We start from the raw sequence: 13,525 nt of genomic DNA, 5'->3' as shown, positions 1-13,525 counted from the left end.
CACATGCGCCGTACGTGCTGGGCCACGCGCCCGCCGTCAACTATTCCAGGCGGTTGGAGATCCGTCGACGTCGCCCGGGCTGCTCAGCTTTAACTCAGGCCACACTCAGGATTCGATGATGCGCTGCACGGTCGGCTGCAGGCCTGACATGCGGACCTTGCTGACGACGACCTTGTCGGCGGTGCCGCCGGATTCCAGCATCTGCCCGTTGCCCAGATAGATGGCGACGTGCTGGCTGCCCCCGGGGCCCCAGAACAAGAGGTCTCCGCGTTTGGCTTGCTGGATCGGGACCCGCCTGCCGGTGTTGAACTGGTCGCCGGAGTACTTCGGGATCAGGACACCGACACCGGCGAACGAGTACTGGGTGAAGCCGGAGCAGTCGAAGCCGACGGTGTTGGCGCCGCGCTCGACGCCGAGGCTGGGGCCGGTCGGCTTGCCGCCGCCCCACGAGTACGGGGTGCCCAGCCGGGCGGCGCCGCGTTTGATGACGTGCTCGACGGCGGCGGAGCCGCGCACGCTGCCCGGGGCGACGCTGGGGGCGTCCGGCGGGACCAGCCCGAGACTCTGCAGGAACTTGCGGCCCATCCCCATGGTGGCCTGGGTGGCCTGTGCGGTGACGGCCAACGACGCGTTCGCGATCGCGAGCGCGTCTCCGGGTGCCCCGGCGCTCGGGCGCATGGGCAGCAGAGGATCCCACTGACCACCGCCGGGCTGAGCGTTCGCGGGCGCGACGGCCCCGGCCAGTAGAACGGCCGCGGCGGCCAGCGCAACGATGAAGCGACGCAGGGGGATCACCACTCGATCATTCGGGTCACGTACGGGGTCATACCGCTGGTTCGCACCGGCGAGATCTTGACGACCGAGCCCGTGTAGGGGGCCTCGAGCATCTGCCCGTCACCGAGGTACATGGCGACGTGCTGGCTGGCATTGGGGCCGTAGAAGATCATGTCGCCGCGGCGCATCTGCGCCGACGGGATCTTGCGTCCGGCGTTGTACTGCGAACCTGAGTAGTGGTCGAGTTTGATGCCGACGCCGGCGAACATGTAGAGCATCAGGCCCGAGCAGTCGAACCCGACAGTGCCTGCGCCGGAGTCGATTCCGCGGCTCGGGCCCGCGGCGTTGCCGCCGCCCCACGAGTACGGCACACCCATCTGGGACATTCCGCGCCTGATCACGAACTCGGTGGCCTGCGGGCCGGCCACCGTCGGGATCGCGCCGTTGGTGATCCCGGTCGGGGTGGGCAGCAGACCGATGCTCTGCAGGAACTTGCGCCCCAGGTTCTGGGTGATCTCGACCGACGTGGTGATGATCTTCAGGACCGCGTTGATGATCTGGATGGGATCGCCGCTGACGAACGCGCTCGGGATCTGGGGCAGCGTCATGTCCCAGGCGGTTTCGCGATTTCCCGTGGCGGGGTCGACGTCCCAGTCGGCTTTCCCACCGGCACCGGCACCGGCCGGGGAGGTCGCGGCCCCGGCCGGCGCCGCCGCTGGACCGCTGCCGGATGGCGCGGCCTGGGTCCGGGCTTCTTCCAACTTCGCTTGCGCGTCGGCCCGTTCGGCCGTCAACCGGTCGAGTTCGACCTGCTGGGCCTTGAACGTCTCCTGCGCCTTGGTCAGCGCGGTCACCGCATCCTGCTGGCTGGTCTCGGCCGCGGTGACGGCGTCGTCGGCTTTCTGCTTGGCCAGCCGCGCCGCCGACTCCTTGTTGACCTGCTCGGTGCGCGCACGCTGCAGGTCGGCCATCACCTTCTGCGAGCTGAGCGAGAGGGTTTGCCCCGCTGCCGCGGTGTGCAGGATGTCGGACGGGTCGGTCGCCGTCAGATAGGAGTTGGACGGGCCGTTGACGTACATCGCCGCGGCGAAATCGTCGAAACGGTCCTGAGCGGCCGCGATCGCGGCATTGGCATCCTTGACGCGCTGTGCGCTGGCATCCACGTCGAGTTGGGCGGCCGCGGCGTCGTCACGGGCGGTCTGGACGTCCAGGATTGCCTTGTTCACGCTCTCCTGTTGCATCTGGATCGCAGCGCCGAGGTCCTGAAGTTGTTGGTTGACGTTGGCGACGTCCGTGACCAGCTGCGCGATGCCGTCCGTCCGGGCGGGCTGCGCCTGCGCGAGCGCCGGCGTGGTGAGCACCATGCCGAAGGCCAGGGACGCGGCGCACAGCCGCGAAGCGGAGGCGCCGCCAGGGGTGCGTCTCATTCGACTCAATCTCCTCAGGCTCCACGCGGAACGTGTCGGCACAGGGTCTGGCGCCCGAGCCCAGAGTCACAGAAATCACAGCTGCAACATCAGGCACCGATTGCACCGTACGTCACATCTGACGCTAAAGAAACTTTAGTCACGAATTACAAGAATGTAATTGCGAACGGCGTTATCGAATGGTGATGTTTGTATTTGCGCTGCGCGCGGCAATTCTTTAATCGACGCTGGTCGACGCTGCCCGCGAATCGGTTGCCCGTTTGCCCCATTTCTGCAGGACACGGGTCGCAACAGCCGCCAGAGCTACGGCCAAAACAAGCACAACCGTGAATGGCGTCCATGGGAAATGAGAGGTCGTCAACTCGGCGACGAAATTCTGCGAGGACAGGACGGGATCGCCCGTCTTGGCCTGATCCTCGCCGGCTTCCAGCGTCACCCGATCGAATTCGGGACTGTAGGTGCCCGCGTAGCCCGGGCTGAGCGCGAGCACCGTTGCGCCGGGGTTGGCCTCGCCCACCTCTGACGCGATGTCGCGCAGCGGGGTGTGAATCGGAGGGTTGGCGCCGATGACGACGATCTTCAGATCGATGCCTTGGCTCGCAGCCTCCTCGACCACCTCGCGCAGCTGCGTCTGAACCTCCGAGGGGGTGCCGACGGGCACGCTCACCCCGGAATCGGCCACGTTGGCGCGGACGATGTCCATGCAGGAGTCGGGGATGGGATCGCCCGGCTTGACCTCGATACCGACGGATTGGCACAGCTGCACCGGGATATAGGTCGGCACGAAAGGCACGAACTGCAGTCCAGACACATCAGCACCGTACGCGACGGGTACCCGGCACGGGTGGCAGCACGCCGTCCCAGGGACAAGACTGGAAGACACCCTGGGAGTTCTTACAGGACAAGCGTACTGTTAGAGTTACGAACGCCGTCGACACAGCCCGTCGCGGCGATGGTCTACAGCCGGGAGTTGATGTGAGCAGCAAGAATTCATCCCTGAACTCGTTCGGGGCGAAGGACACGCTGAAGGTCGGAGACAACAGCTACGAGATCTACCGCCTCGACGCGGTCCCCGGTAACGAGAAACTTCCCTACAGCCTCAAAGTGCTCGCCGAGAACCTCCTCCGCACCGAGGACGGCGCCAACATCACCAAGGAACACATCGAGGCGATCGCGAACTGGGACCCCGAGGCCGAGCCCAGCATCGAGATCCAGTTCACGCCGGCACGCGTGCTGATGCAGGACTTCACCGGCGTGCCGTGCATCGTCGACCTGGCCACCATGCGTGAAGCCGTCGCCTCGCTCGGCGGCGACCCGGACAAGGTCAACCCGCTCTCACCCGCCGAGATGGTCATCGACCACTCGGTGATCCTCGACGTGTTCGGCCGAGCCGACGCGTTCGAGCGCAACGTCGAGCTCGAATACGAGCGCAACGGCGAGCGCTACCAGTTCCTGCGCTGGGGCCAGGGTGCGTTCGACGACTTCAAGGTCGTCCCTCCGGGCACCGGCATCGTGCACCAGGTGAACATCGAGTACCTCGCCCGCGTCGTGATGACCCGGGACGGCGTGGCATACCCCGATACCTGCGTGGGCACCGACAGCCACACCACGATGGAGAACGGCCTCGGCGTGCTCGGCTGGGGGGTCGGCGGCATCGAGGCCGAGGCGGCCATGCTGGGCCAGCCCGTCTCGATGCTCATCCCCCGCGTCGTCGGCTTCAAGCTGACCGGCGAGATCAAGCCCGGCGTCACCGCGACCGACGTCGTGCTCACCGTCACCGACATGCTGCGCAAGCACGGCGTGGTCGGGAAGTTCGTCGAGTTCTACGGCGAGGGCGTCGCCGAGGTTCCGCTGGCCAACCGCGCCACGCTCGGCAACATGAGCCCCGAATTCGGTTCCACCGCAGCGATGTTCCCGATCGACGAAGAGACGATCAACTACCTACGCCTGACGGGCCGCACCGACGAGCAGCTTGCGCTGGTCGAGGCCTACGCCAAGGAACAGGGCATGTGGCACGACCCGAAGAAGGAGCCGGTCTTCTCCGAATACCTGGAGTTGGACCTGTCGACCGTCGTGCCGTCGATCTCGGGCCCGAAGCGCCCGCAGGACCGCATCGAGCTCTCCGACGCCAAGACCGCGTTCCGCAAGGACATCCACAACTACGTCGAAGAGAACCATCCGGCGCCGGAGACCAAGCTCGACGAGGCCGTCGACGAGTCCTTCCCGGCCAGCGATTCGGTGTCGCTGTCCTTCGCCGATGACGGCGCCGAGGACATGCGCCCCTCTGCGGCAAACGGATCCGAGGGCAGGCCGAGCAAGCCCATCACCGTGAAGTCGGAGGAGCGCGGCGAGTTCGTGCTCGACCACGGCGCCGTCGTGGTCGCCGGCATCACGTCATGCACCAACACGTCCAACCCGTCGGTGATGCTCGGCGCGGCGCTGCTCGCCAAGAAGGCCGTCGAGAAGGGCCTGACCACCAAGCCGTGGGTCAAGACCAACATGGCGCCGGGCAGCCAGGTCGTGACCGACTACTACAACAAGGCCGGCCTGTGGCCCTACCTGGAGAAGCTGGGTTACTTCCTCGGCGGTTACGGATGCACGACGTGCATCGGCAACACCGGCCCACTGCCCGACGAGATCTCGGCGGCCATCAACGACAACGACCTGTCGGTGACGGCGGTCCTGTCGGGTAACCGCAACTTCGAGGGTCGCATCTCCCCCGACGTGAAGATGAACTACCTCGCGTCCCCGCCGCTGGTCATCGCCTACGGCCTGGCGGGCACGATGGACTTCGACTTCGAGTCCGACCCACTCGGCCAGGACACCGACGGCAATGACGTGTTCCTGAAAGACATCTGGCCGTCCGCGCAGGAGATCCAGGAGACCATCGCGAGCTCGATCAACCGCGAGATGTTCGCCGACTCCTATGCCGACGTGTTCAAGGGCGACGATCGGTGGCGTTCGCTGCCGACTCCGGAGGGCAACACCTTCGAGTGGGACGAGAATTCGACCTACGTCCGCAAGGCACCCTACTTCGATGGCATGCCGGCCGAGCCGGAGCCCGTCTTCGACATCAAGGGCGCCAGAGTGCTTGCCCTCTTGGGCGATTCGGTCACCACCGATCACATCTCCCCCGCGGGCAGCATCAAGAAGGGCACCCCGGCAGCGCAGTACCTCGAAGAACACGGCGTCGAGCCGAAGGACTTCAACTCGCTGGGGTCGCGGCGCGGCAACCACGAGGTGATGATCCGCGGCACGTTCGCCAACATCCGGCTCAAGAACCAGCTCCTCGACGACGTCTCGGGCGGCTACACCCGCGACTTCACCCAGGATGGCGGACCGCAGGCGTTCATCTACGACGCGTCGCAGAACTACCAGAAGGAAGGCATTCCGCTGGTTGTGTTGGGCGGCAAGGAGTATGGCTCAGGATCGTCGCGTGACTGGGCCGCCAAGGGCACCACGCTGCTGGGCGTGCGCGCGGTGATCACCGAGTCGTTCGAGCGCATCCACCGGTCGAACCTGATCGGTATGGGCGTCATCCCGCTGCAGTTCCCGAAGGGCGAATCGGCGGCGTCACTGAAGCTCGACGGCACCGAGACCTACGACATCACGGGCATCGAGGAACTCAACGAGGGCAAGACACCGAAGACGGTCAAAGTGACCGCCACCAAAGAGGACGGCTCGAAAGTCGACTTCGACGCGGTCGTCCGCATCGACACCCCCGGTGAGGCTGACTACTACCGCAACGGCGGCATCCTGCAGTACGTGCTGCGCAACATGCTGAAGTCGTAACGCTTCACATGCCCCGGGTGACCGACGATCATCTGGCGGCGCGCCGTCGTCAGATCCTCGACGGTGCTCGTCGGTGTTTCGCACAGTACGGGTACGAGAGCGCGACCGTGCGACGGCTCGAACAGACAATCGGGCTGTCGCGCGGCGCGATCTTCCACCATTTCCGCGACAAGGACACGCTGTTCTTCGAACTCGCTCGCGAGGACGCCGAGCGCATGGCCGACGTCGCGGCGCGCGAAGGCCTCATCCAGGTGATGCGCGACATGCTCGCCGCGCCCGACCAGTTCGACTGGCTTGCGAACAGGTTGGAGATCGCCCGCAAGCTGCGCAACGATCCTGCGTTCAGCAGTGGTTGGGCGGAGCGTTCGGCGGAAGTGTCCGCCGCGACCTCCGAACGTCTACGGCGTCAGAAACAGGCGGGGCGGCTGCGCGACGATGTCGACGACGACGTGCTGCGTACGTATCTGGAACTCGTTCTCGACGGCTTGGTGGCCCGGCTCGCGTCGGGCGACGATCCCGAAAAGCTCAGTGCCGTACTGGACCTCGTCGAGGCGTCGGTGCGGCACACCTAGGCGGAAACAGTCAGGCGGAGCGTCTGCCGCGGTGGTTCGGGCCGCCGCGGCTACGCATCGTCGCGCCCGACTCCCGCAGCATGGTGTGGATCGAGCCGTACGAGTGGCCTGTCGTCGCGACCAGTGCCCTGATGCTGGCACCGTCCTCGTAGGCGCTGCGCAGCTCTGTCAGCAACTGATCTCTCGACTTGCCGTCGTTCTTCATATGGGACGCCTCCCCGCAGGGTGTTGCACGGATGTAGACGTCCGCATACCCAACGGCGGAGGGGTTAACACAGCCGCTCAGCGAAAAAACAATTACGCCAATTCGATCAGATCGCGGTAATCGTTGGACCAGAAGTCCTCAGTGCCGTCGGGCAGCAACAGGACCCGCTGAGGGTCGAGCGCCTCGGCTGCGCCGGGGTCGTGCGTCACGAGGACCACCGCGCCGGCGTAACTGCGCAGAGCGTCGAGCACCTGTTCGCGCGAGGCCGGATCGAGGTTGTTCGTGGGCTCGTCGAGCAATAGCACGTTGGCCGTCGATGCGACCAGACCCGCGAGCGCGAGTCGGGTCTTCTCGCCGCCGGACAGCGTGCCCGCAGGCTGTTCGAGCTGCGGTCCGCTGAACATGAAGGCGCCCAGCAGGCCACGGAGGTCCTGCTCCCCGGTGTCGGGCGCGGCGTGGCGGATGTTCTCCCACACCGTCGCCATGTTGTCGAGGGTGTCGTGCTCCTGGGCGAAGTAGCCGATTTTGAGCCCGTAGCCCGGTTCGAGACCGCCGGCGTCGGCCGACTCCACACCGGCGAGCAACCGCAGCAGCGTTGTCTTGCCCGCGCCGTTGAGTCCGAGCACGACGACGCGCGAACCCCGGTCGATCGCCAGATCCAGGCCGGTGAAGATCTCCAGCGAACCGTAGGTCTTGGTCAGGCCTTTGGCGATCAGCGGTGTCTTGCCGCATGGCGCCGGCGTCGGGAACTTGATGCGTGCGACCTTGTCGGCCACCCGCTCGGCATCGAGCTCGGCCATCATGCGTTCGGCGCGTCGCAACATATTTTGTGCGGCAACAGCTTTCGTAGCTTTCGCGCCCATCTTGGCGGCCTGGGCCCGCAACGCGCCCGCCTTCTTCTCGGCGTTGGCGCGCTCGCGGCGGCGGCGCTGCTCGTCGGTGGCGCGCGCGTCGAGGTACTTCTGCCACCCCATGTTGTAGATGTCGGCCTCACCGCGCACCGCATCGAGGAACCACACCCGGTTCACGACGTCGGCGAGCAGCTCTACGTCGTGGCTGATGACGACGAGCCCCCCGGCGTGGTTCTGCAGGAAGGTGCGCAGCCAGCCGATCGAGTCGGCGTCGAGGTGGTTGGTGGGCTCGTCGAGAAGCAGCGTGGTCGCCGATCCCGAGCCCGCATCGCTGGCGGCGAACAGGATCCGGGCCAACTCCACGCGGCGACGTTGACCACCCGACAGGGTGCGCAACGGCTGGGTCAGGACGCGGTCGGGCAGCCCGAGGCTCGCACAGATCCGGCCGGCGTCGCTCTCGGCGGCGTACCCGCCGAGGGCGGCGAAACGCTCCTCCAGCTGCCCGTAGCGGCGGATGGCCTTGTCGCGGGCGTCGTCGTCGGCGACCTCGGCCATCAGCGCCTGCTGCTTCTCCAGGTCGGCGAGCAGCGTGTCGAGGCCCCGCGCCGAGAGCACCCGGTCGCGAGCGAGCATGTCGAGATCGCCCTCTTTGGGATCTTGTGGCAGATAACCGATTTCGCCAGATCGCGTGATGGTGCCCGCGTAGGGTTCACCCTCGCCCGCGAGGATGCGCATCGTCGTGGTCTTGCCCGCTCCGTTGCGGCCCACCAGGCCGATGCGGTCGCCGGGTTGCACGCGCAGCGCGGAACCCTCGATCGACAGAAGCGTGCGCGCTCCAGCGCGGACCTCGAGGTCCGTTGCGGTGATCACGCTGATGCTCCCGATGACGAAAAGGTGGGCTTGGGCCCTCAAAGGCTAGTGCGCGCCACCCGCCCGGCGCCAACCGATAACGCGGGCGCATATTTTTAGCGAGGTTAGCCTAAGCTACTCCGGACGTTAGGTGGTGAGAGGCAGAAGTGATCGAGTCGTCCATTCCGGCGATCCTGCGGGAGCGCGCCAGCTTGCAGCCGCACGATGCCGCGTTCACGTATGTCGACTACGACGCGGACGCCGCTGGTGGCTATGAAGCTCTGACCTGGTCCGAGCTTCACCGGCGCGTCGTCAACCTCGCCGACGAACTGCGGGGCCACGCGCACCGCGGCGACCGGGCGCTGATCCTGGCCCCCCAGGGCATGGACTATGTGGTGGGCTATCTGGGGTCGCTGGAGGCGAACCTGATCGCGGTGCCGTTGGCGGCACCCACGCACCCCTCGGGCGACGAGCGCATCATGGCAGTCCTCCACGACGCCGCACCCTCGGTGATCCTCACCACATCGGCGCTCGTCGACGACGTGGTGCGGTGTGTGGCCGACCGCCGCCAGCCGCCGGCCATCGTCGAAATCGACCGCCTCGACCTCGACGCCCAGCGCCGCCCCCAGCGCAGGCGCGAGGCGCGTCCCGAGGTGGCCTACCTGCAGTACACCTCAGGCTCCACCCGCACCCCGGCGGGCGTGATGGTGTCGCACCGCAACCTGTCGGCGAACTTCGAACAGATGACGGCGAACTTCTTCGCCGACCACGGCAAGGTCGCTCCCCCTGGCACCACCGTGGTGTCGTGGCTGCCCTTCTACCACGACATGGGCCTGCTGCTGGGAATCTGCACACCGATCCTGGGCGGCTGGAAAACCGTCTTCACCAGCCCGATGGCGTTCCTGACGAAACCGGCCCGCTGGATACAGCTGCTGGGCAGCCACGAGTGGGGTCTGACCGCCGCCCCCAACTTCGCCTTCGATCTGACCGCGGCGCGGACCGCGGACGCCGACATCGCCGGCACCGACCTCGGGAACATCCTGGCGATCATGAGCGGGGCCGAAAGGGTGCAGCCGGCGACCGTCGACCGGTTCGCCAAACGATTCGCCCCATTCAATCTGTCGGACAACGTGATCCGCCCCTCCTACGGCCTGGCGGAGGCCACCCTCTACGTGGCCACCCGCCTGCCGGGCACTGCGCCGACGGTCGTCCCGTTCGACGCCGAGAAGTTGTCGCAGGGCGTTGCCGAGCGCGGTTCAGTCGGCACACCTCTCGTCAGCTACGGGAATCCCGCCTCCCCCGCCGTACGCATCGTCGATCCGGAATCCCGGCGCGAGGTCGAACCTGGCAGGATCGGCGAGATCTGGACCCGCGGCGACAACGTGTGCCACGGCTACTGGAACAAGCCCGACGAGACCACCTCCACCTTCGGCGCCACGCTGGACGGTGAGCCCGACCAGAAGTGGTTGCGCACAGGCGATCTCGGGTTCCTCTCTGAGGGTGAACTGTTCATCGTCGGCCGACTCAAAGACCTGCTGATCGTGCGGGGCCGCAACCACTATCCGGACGACATCGAGGCCACCGTCAGCGCCATCTCCGGCGGCAGGAGCGCGGCGATCTCCGTCGATCAGGACGGCACGGAACACCTGGTCGTCGTCGCAGAAGCCAAGAGCGACCGCGACATCGTCGATGACGTGACGGCCGCCGTGGCCACTACGCACGGCCTCACCCTCACCGAACTCGTCCTCGTCGAGCGAGGTTCCCTGCCGATCACCACCAGCGGAAAGATCCGTAGGCAGAAATGCGTCGAGCAGTACCTCGACGCCTCGCTCGCCCGCCTCGACGCCTGACACCGCGATGCTCTCCTTCATCATTCCGACCCTCAACGAGCGGCAGACGATCGAGCAGACACTGCACTGTCTCAGCGGGTATTCGGGTGAGCACGAGATCGTGGTGTCCGACGGCAACAGCACCGATGGCACCGTCGAGATCTGCCGCAGGTTCGCCGACCGCGTCATCGTGCACGAGGAAGCATGCAGGCAGACGATCGCCGAAGCCCGCAACCTCGGAGCAGCCGCCGCCCGCGGCGATTACCTCGTGTTCGTCGACGCCGACGTCCTGGTGCCCGACATCGACGAGTTCTTCCGGATCGCCCATGCCGCATTCGACGCCGACGAACGCGTGGTGGCCCTCACCGGGAAATACCGTGTCGTCCCCGAAAACGCCACGGCTGCCGACAAATACGTGTTCACGATGCTCGGTCTGCAATTCCTGCTGCAGAACAATGTGTTCGGCATCGGCGGCTCGGGCGGTGAGTTCCAGATGATCGCCGCCCAGGCGTTCCGGAGGGTCGGCGGCTTTGACGAGTCGCTGCCCGCTGCCGAAGACATGGATTTGTTCCGTCGGCTGTCCCGGATCGGGCGAACGCGGTTCGAGAGCCGCCTCACGGTGTACCACTCGGGTCGGCGGGCACACACCGTCGGTTGGCGCACCCTGCTGTGGCAATGGTTTTCGAACTCGGTGTCGGTCTTCGCTTTCCGCCGGTCTGCCAGCAAGGAATGGACGGTGGTCCGATGATCGAGGTGACCGGGCTCTGCAAGTTCTTCGACGAGGGCGTCGCGGCGCTCACCGAGGTCAGCTTCGCGGTGCCGACGGGCTCGGTGCTGGGGCTCCTCGGTCACAACGGCGCCGGCAAGACCACCACGGTGCAAATTCTGTCGACCCTGATACCTCCGACCTCGGGGCGCGTGCGGGTCGCCGGATACGACGTCGTCGAACAGGCCGACGAGGTCCGCAACAGCATCGGCGTGACGGGCCAGAGCGCCTGCCTCGACGAACTTCTCACGGGACGGGAGAATCTGATCCTGTTCGGGCGGCTGCGCGGTATGCGGCGCAAGGCCGCCCGACAGCGGGCCGACGAGCTGATCGAGCAGTTCGAGCTGGGGCACGCCGCAAACCGTGCTGTGCAGACGTATTCGGGCGGGATGCGGCGGCGCGTCGACATCGCCATCGGACTGGTGACCACACCGAGGGTGCTGTTCCTCGACGAGCCCACCACGGGACTGGATCCGCGCAGCAGACGACAGGTGTGGGAGCTGGTGTCGTCGCTGGCATCTCAGGGCGTGACCGTGCTGCTCACCACGCAGTATCTGGAAGAGGCCGACGTGTTGAGCGATTCGATCGTCATCCTCAACACCGGGCGGGTGGTGGCCAGCGGGACTGCAGAGGACCTCAAGGCGCAGACCGGCGCCACCTACTGTCAGGTGACCCTCGTCCACCCCGACGACATCGCCCGGGTGTCCGCCGCCTTCGCCGGGATGTCCGACGTCGACGCCGACGAGAACGCCAACACGGTCTCCGTGCGGGCCGTCGACGGCGTCGGCACGCTCAGCGAGGTGGTGCGCCGGACCGATCGCCTTGGCGTGGAGCTCATCGACATCACGCTGCGCAGGCCGACGCTGGACGAGGTGTTCCTCAATCTGACCCCGGCGGCGCTGGCGCCGTGAATTCCCTTGCCGCACTGACCGAACGGATGGTCCGGATCGCGCTGCGCGACTTCGACCTCGTCCTCGGCGTGGTCGCACCCGTGGTGACGCTGCTCGGCCTCAATTTCGCGCTGCGGCATGTGATCGACACCGGGGACATGAGTTATGCCGACTACCTGCTCCCCGGTGTCATCGTGCAGGCTATGCTGCTCGGCGCGGTGACGACTGCGGACAGGGCAGGCTGGGAAAGGGCATCGGGTTTCGCGGTGCGGCTCGGGACACAGCCGATTTCTCTGCTGGCCCCGATGACCGCGCGGATGTTGTACTGCCTGCTGCGGGGCTCGCTGGCGATGGGGGCGGCGGTGGCGACGGCGTACCTGCTCGGCTTCCGGATGTCGGTCGGATTGCCTAGCGCCGCGGCGTTTCTCGTCGTCCCGTTGCTGCTGACGGTGGCATTGTCGTTGGGCGCCGACGCGACGGGCACCTGGATCGGCAGGGTGGGCGCCGGTCAGTTGCTGCTCGTTCCTCAGCTGGTCTTGATCCTCGTGTCGACATGTCTGGCTCCGGCAGAGTCCTTTCCCGAGTGGGTGCAGCCGTTCGTGGCGCACCAACCGGTGTCACAGATCACCGACACGCTGCGCGATCTCGCGGTCGGGCGGGCGGCGGGCGGCGAGGTTCTGATCACAGCGGCCTGGTGTGTCGGCCTGCTCGTGGTCTTCGGGGCTCTTGCGGTGCGGACGCAGAGGCGGGCGCGGTGAGAACGGGGCCATTCACGGCGACTCCACTCACGGCAACGGCGATCCTTGCCGAGCGCATGGTGACACATTGGCGCAGGAATCCGGTGATCCCGATGCAGTCATTGCTGTTGCCTACGCTGCTTCTGCTGACGTACCACCTTGTTGTCAGCACGTCGATGGTGCGGCTCACCGGCACCGACAATCTGAGCGCGCTGGTGCCGATGTGCACGGTCGCGGGCGCGATGATGGGGGCGATCGGGGCAGGGTTCCAGCTGCCGACCGAACGAGACAGCGGCCTGCTCAGCCGGTTCTGGGTGCAGCCGGTGAAGCGGTACACGTTCCTGGCGGGAACGCTTGCCGCAGAGGGGCTCAGGACGCTCGTCGCCGGAATCGTCATCGTGGTCGTGGGCATGGCTCTCGGGCTTCGATTCGAGGGCAGTCCGCTTGCCGTGGTGCCGTTCCTGCTGATACCCGTGCTGGTCGTGGTGGTCTTCGCGACCATCGTCGCGTCGGTCGCGGTGACGCGGCAGAGCACCGCGCTGCTGACAGTGCTCGGCGGGTCGGCAATCGGCTTGTCGTTCTGCACCGGCGGTATCGCGCCCGTCGAGCTGTTCCCGTCATGGCTTCAGCCGCTGATTCGGCTGCAACCACTGACGCCGGTGGTCGAGTCGATGCGCGCGCTCGCCGACGGCGACGCCGCCGGGCCCTCGATGCTTGCCGGCGCTATCTGGCTGGCAGCGCTTCTGGCCGTCTTCGGCCCGTTGGCGGTGCGCGGCTATCGCCGAGCCGCCCAATCCGGCGGCGCGGGCTGACCGTTTGCGTCGCCGTTCGTC

Annotated in this window: 12 protein-coding genes; 7 read left to right on the top strand and 5 right to left on the bottom strand. The window is 66.6% G+C overall.

What is annotated here, in order from left to right:
• Positions 1 to 105: 105 nt before the first annotated feature.
• The 3 genes from ripB to ACAG24_RS18180 all read right to left on the bottom strand — a co-directional run bounded on the left by ripB (position 106) and on the right by ACAG24_RS18180 (position 3,012).
• Positions 106 to 792 carry an NlpC/P60 family peptidoglycan endopeptidase RipB gene (ripB, locus tag ACAG24_RS18190; protein ID WP_370474187.1) on the bottom strand — a complete coding sequence of 229 codons (687 nt, stop codon included), beginning with the start codon at positions 790 to 792 and terminating at the stop codon, positions 106 to 108.
• Positions 792 to 2,201, bottom strand: a complete 1,410-nt coding sequence (gene ripA / locus ACAG24_RS18185; protein ID WP_370474075.1) for an NlpC/P60 family peptidoglycan endopeptidase RipA — start codon at positions 2,199 to 2,201, stop codon at positions 792 to 794. The genes ripB and ripA overlap by 1 nt, the downstream gene beginning before the upstream one ends.
• Positions 2,202 to 2,418: 217 nt before the next feature.
• A complete protein-coding gene (locus ACAG24_RS18180) occupies positions 2,419 to 3,012 on the bottom strand; it encodes an Rv1476 family membrane protein (protein WP_370474074.1) in 594 nt (197 codons plus the stop codon).
• A 164-nt stretch (positions 3,013 to 3,176) separates the two neighbouring features.
• Here ACAG24_RS18180 and acnA point away from each other — a divergent pair, with 164 nt between their 5' ends.
• The gene (gene acnA / locus ACAG24_RS18175; protein ID WP_370474073.1) at positions 3,177 to 5,993 is read left to right on the top strand and encodes an aconitate hydratase AcnA; all 2,817 of its coding nucleotides are present in this window, start codon (positions 3,177 to 3,179) and stop codon (positions 5,991 to 5,993) included.
• An 8-nt stretch (positions 5,994 to 6,001) separates the two neighbouring features.
• Positions 6,002 to 6,565: a TetR/AcrR family transcriptional regulator gene (locus tag ACAG24_RS18170; RefSeq protein WP_370474072.1), complete on the top strand. Its 564-nt coding sequence runs from the start codon at positions 6,002 to 6,004 to the stop codon at positions 6,563 to 6,565.
• 10 nt (positions 6,566 to 6,575) lie between these two features.
• Here ACAG24_RS18170 and ACAG24_RS18165 read toward each other — a convergent pair whose 3' ends face one another.
• Positions 6,576 to 6,770 (bottom strand): helix-turn-helix domain-containing protein, encoded by a 195-nt coding sequence (locus tag ACAG24_RS18165; protein ID WP_370474071.1) that lies wholly within the window; start codon positions 6,768 to 6,770, stop codon positions 6,576 to 6,578.
• A gap of 92 nt (positions 6,771 to 6,862) precedes the next feature.
• Positions 6,863 to 8,491: an ABC-F family ATP-binding cassette domain-containing protein gene (locus ACAG24_RS18160; RefSeq protein WP_370474070.1), complete on the bottom strand. Its 1,629-nt coding sequence runs from the start codon at positions 8,489 to 8,491 to the stop codon at positions 6,863 to 6,865.
• Between the two features lie 146 nt (positions 8,492 to 8,637).
• Here ACAG24_RS18160 and ACAG24_RS18155 point away from each other — a divergent pair, with 146 nt between their 5' ends.
• The 5 genes from ACAG24_RS18155 to ACAG24_RS18135 are packed head-to-tail and all read left to right on the top strand — an operon-like array spanning position 8,638 to position 13,504.
• The gene (locus ACAG24_RS18155; protein WP_370474069.1) at positions 8,638 to 10,320 is read left to right on the top strand and encodes a fatty-acid--AMP ligase; all 1,683 of its coding nucleotides are present in this window, start codon (positions 8,638 to 8,640) and stop codon (positions 10,318 to 10,320) included.
• 7 nt (positions 10,321 to 10,327) lie between these two features.
• Complete coding sequence (locus tag ACAG24_RS18150) at positions 10,328 to 11,047, top strand: glycosyltransferase (protein WP_370474068.1); 720 nt, start codon at positions 10,328 to 10,330, stop codon at positions 11,045 to 11,047.
• Positions 11,044 to 11,976 carry an efflux ABC transporter ATPase subunit, DrrA-related gene (locus tag ACAG24_RS18145; protein ID WP_370474067.1) on the top strand — a complete coding sequence of 311 codons (933 nt, stop codon included), beginning with the start codon at positions 11,044 to 11,046 and terminating at the stop codon, positions 11,974 to 11,976. Before ACAG24_RS18150 ends, ACAG24_RS18145 begins: the two co-directional genes overlap by 4 nt.
• Positions 11,973 to 12,713: an ABC transporter permease gene (locus tag ACAG24_RS18140; protein WP_370474066.1), complete on the top strand. Its 741-nt coding sequence runs from the start codon at positions 11,973 to 11,975 to the stop codon at positions 12,711 to 12,713. The genes ACAG24_RS18145 and ACAG24_RS18140 overlap by 4 nt, the downstream gene beginning before the upstream one ends.
• On the top strand, positions 12,710 to 13,504 hold the full coding sequence (locus ACAG24_RS18135) for an ABC transporter permease (protein WP_370474065.1): 795 nt from the start codon (positions 12,710 to 12,712) through the stop codon (positions 13,502 to 13,504). The genes ACAG24_RS18140 and ACAG24_RS18135 overlap by 4 nt, the downstream gene beginning before the upstream one ends.
• Positions 13,505 to 13,525: the final 21 nt, after the last annotated feature.

The organism is Mycobacterium bulgaricum (assembly GCF_041287165.2).
Taxonomy (GTDB): Bacteria; Actinomycetota; Actinomycetes; order Mycobacteriales; family Mycobacteriaceae; genus Mycobacterium; species Mycobacterium bulgaricum.
This window is presented reverse-complemented; position numbering and strand designations above follow the sequence as displayed.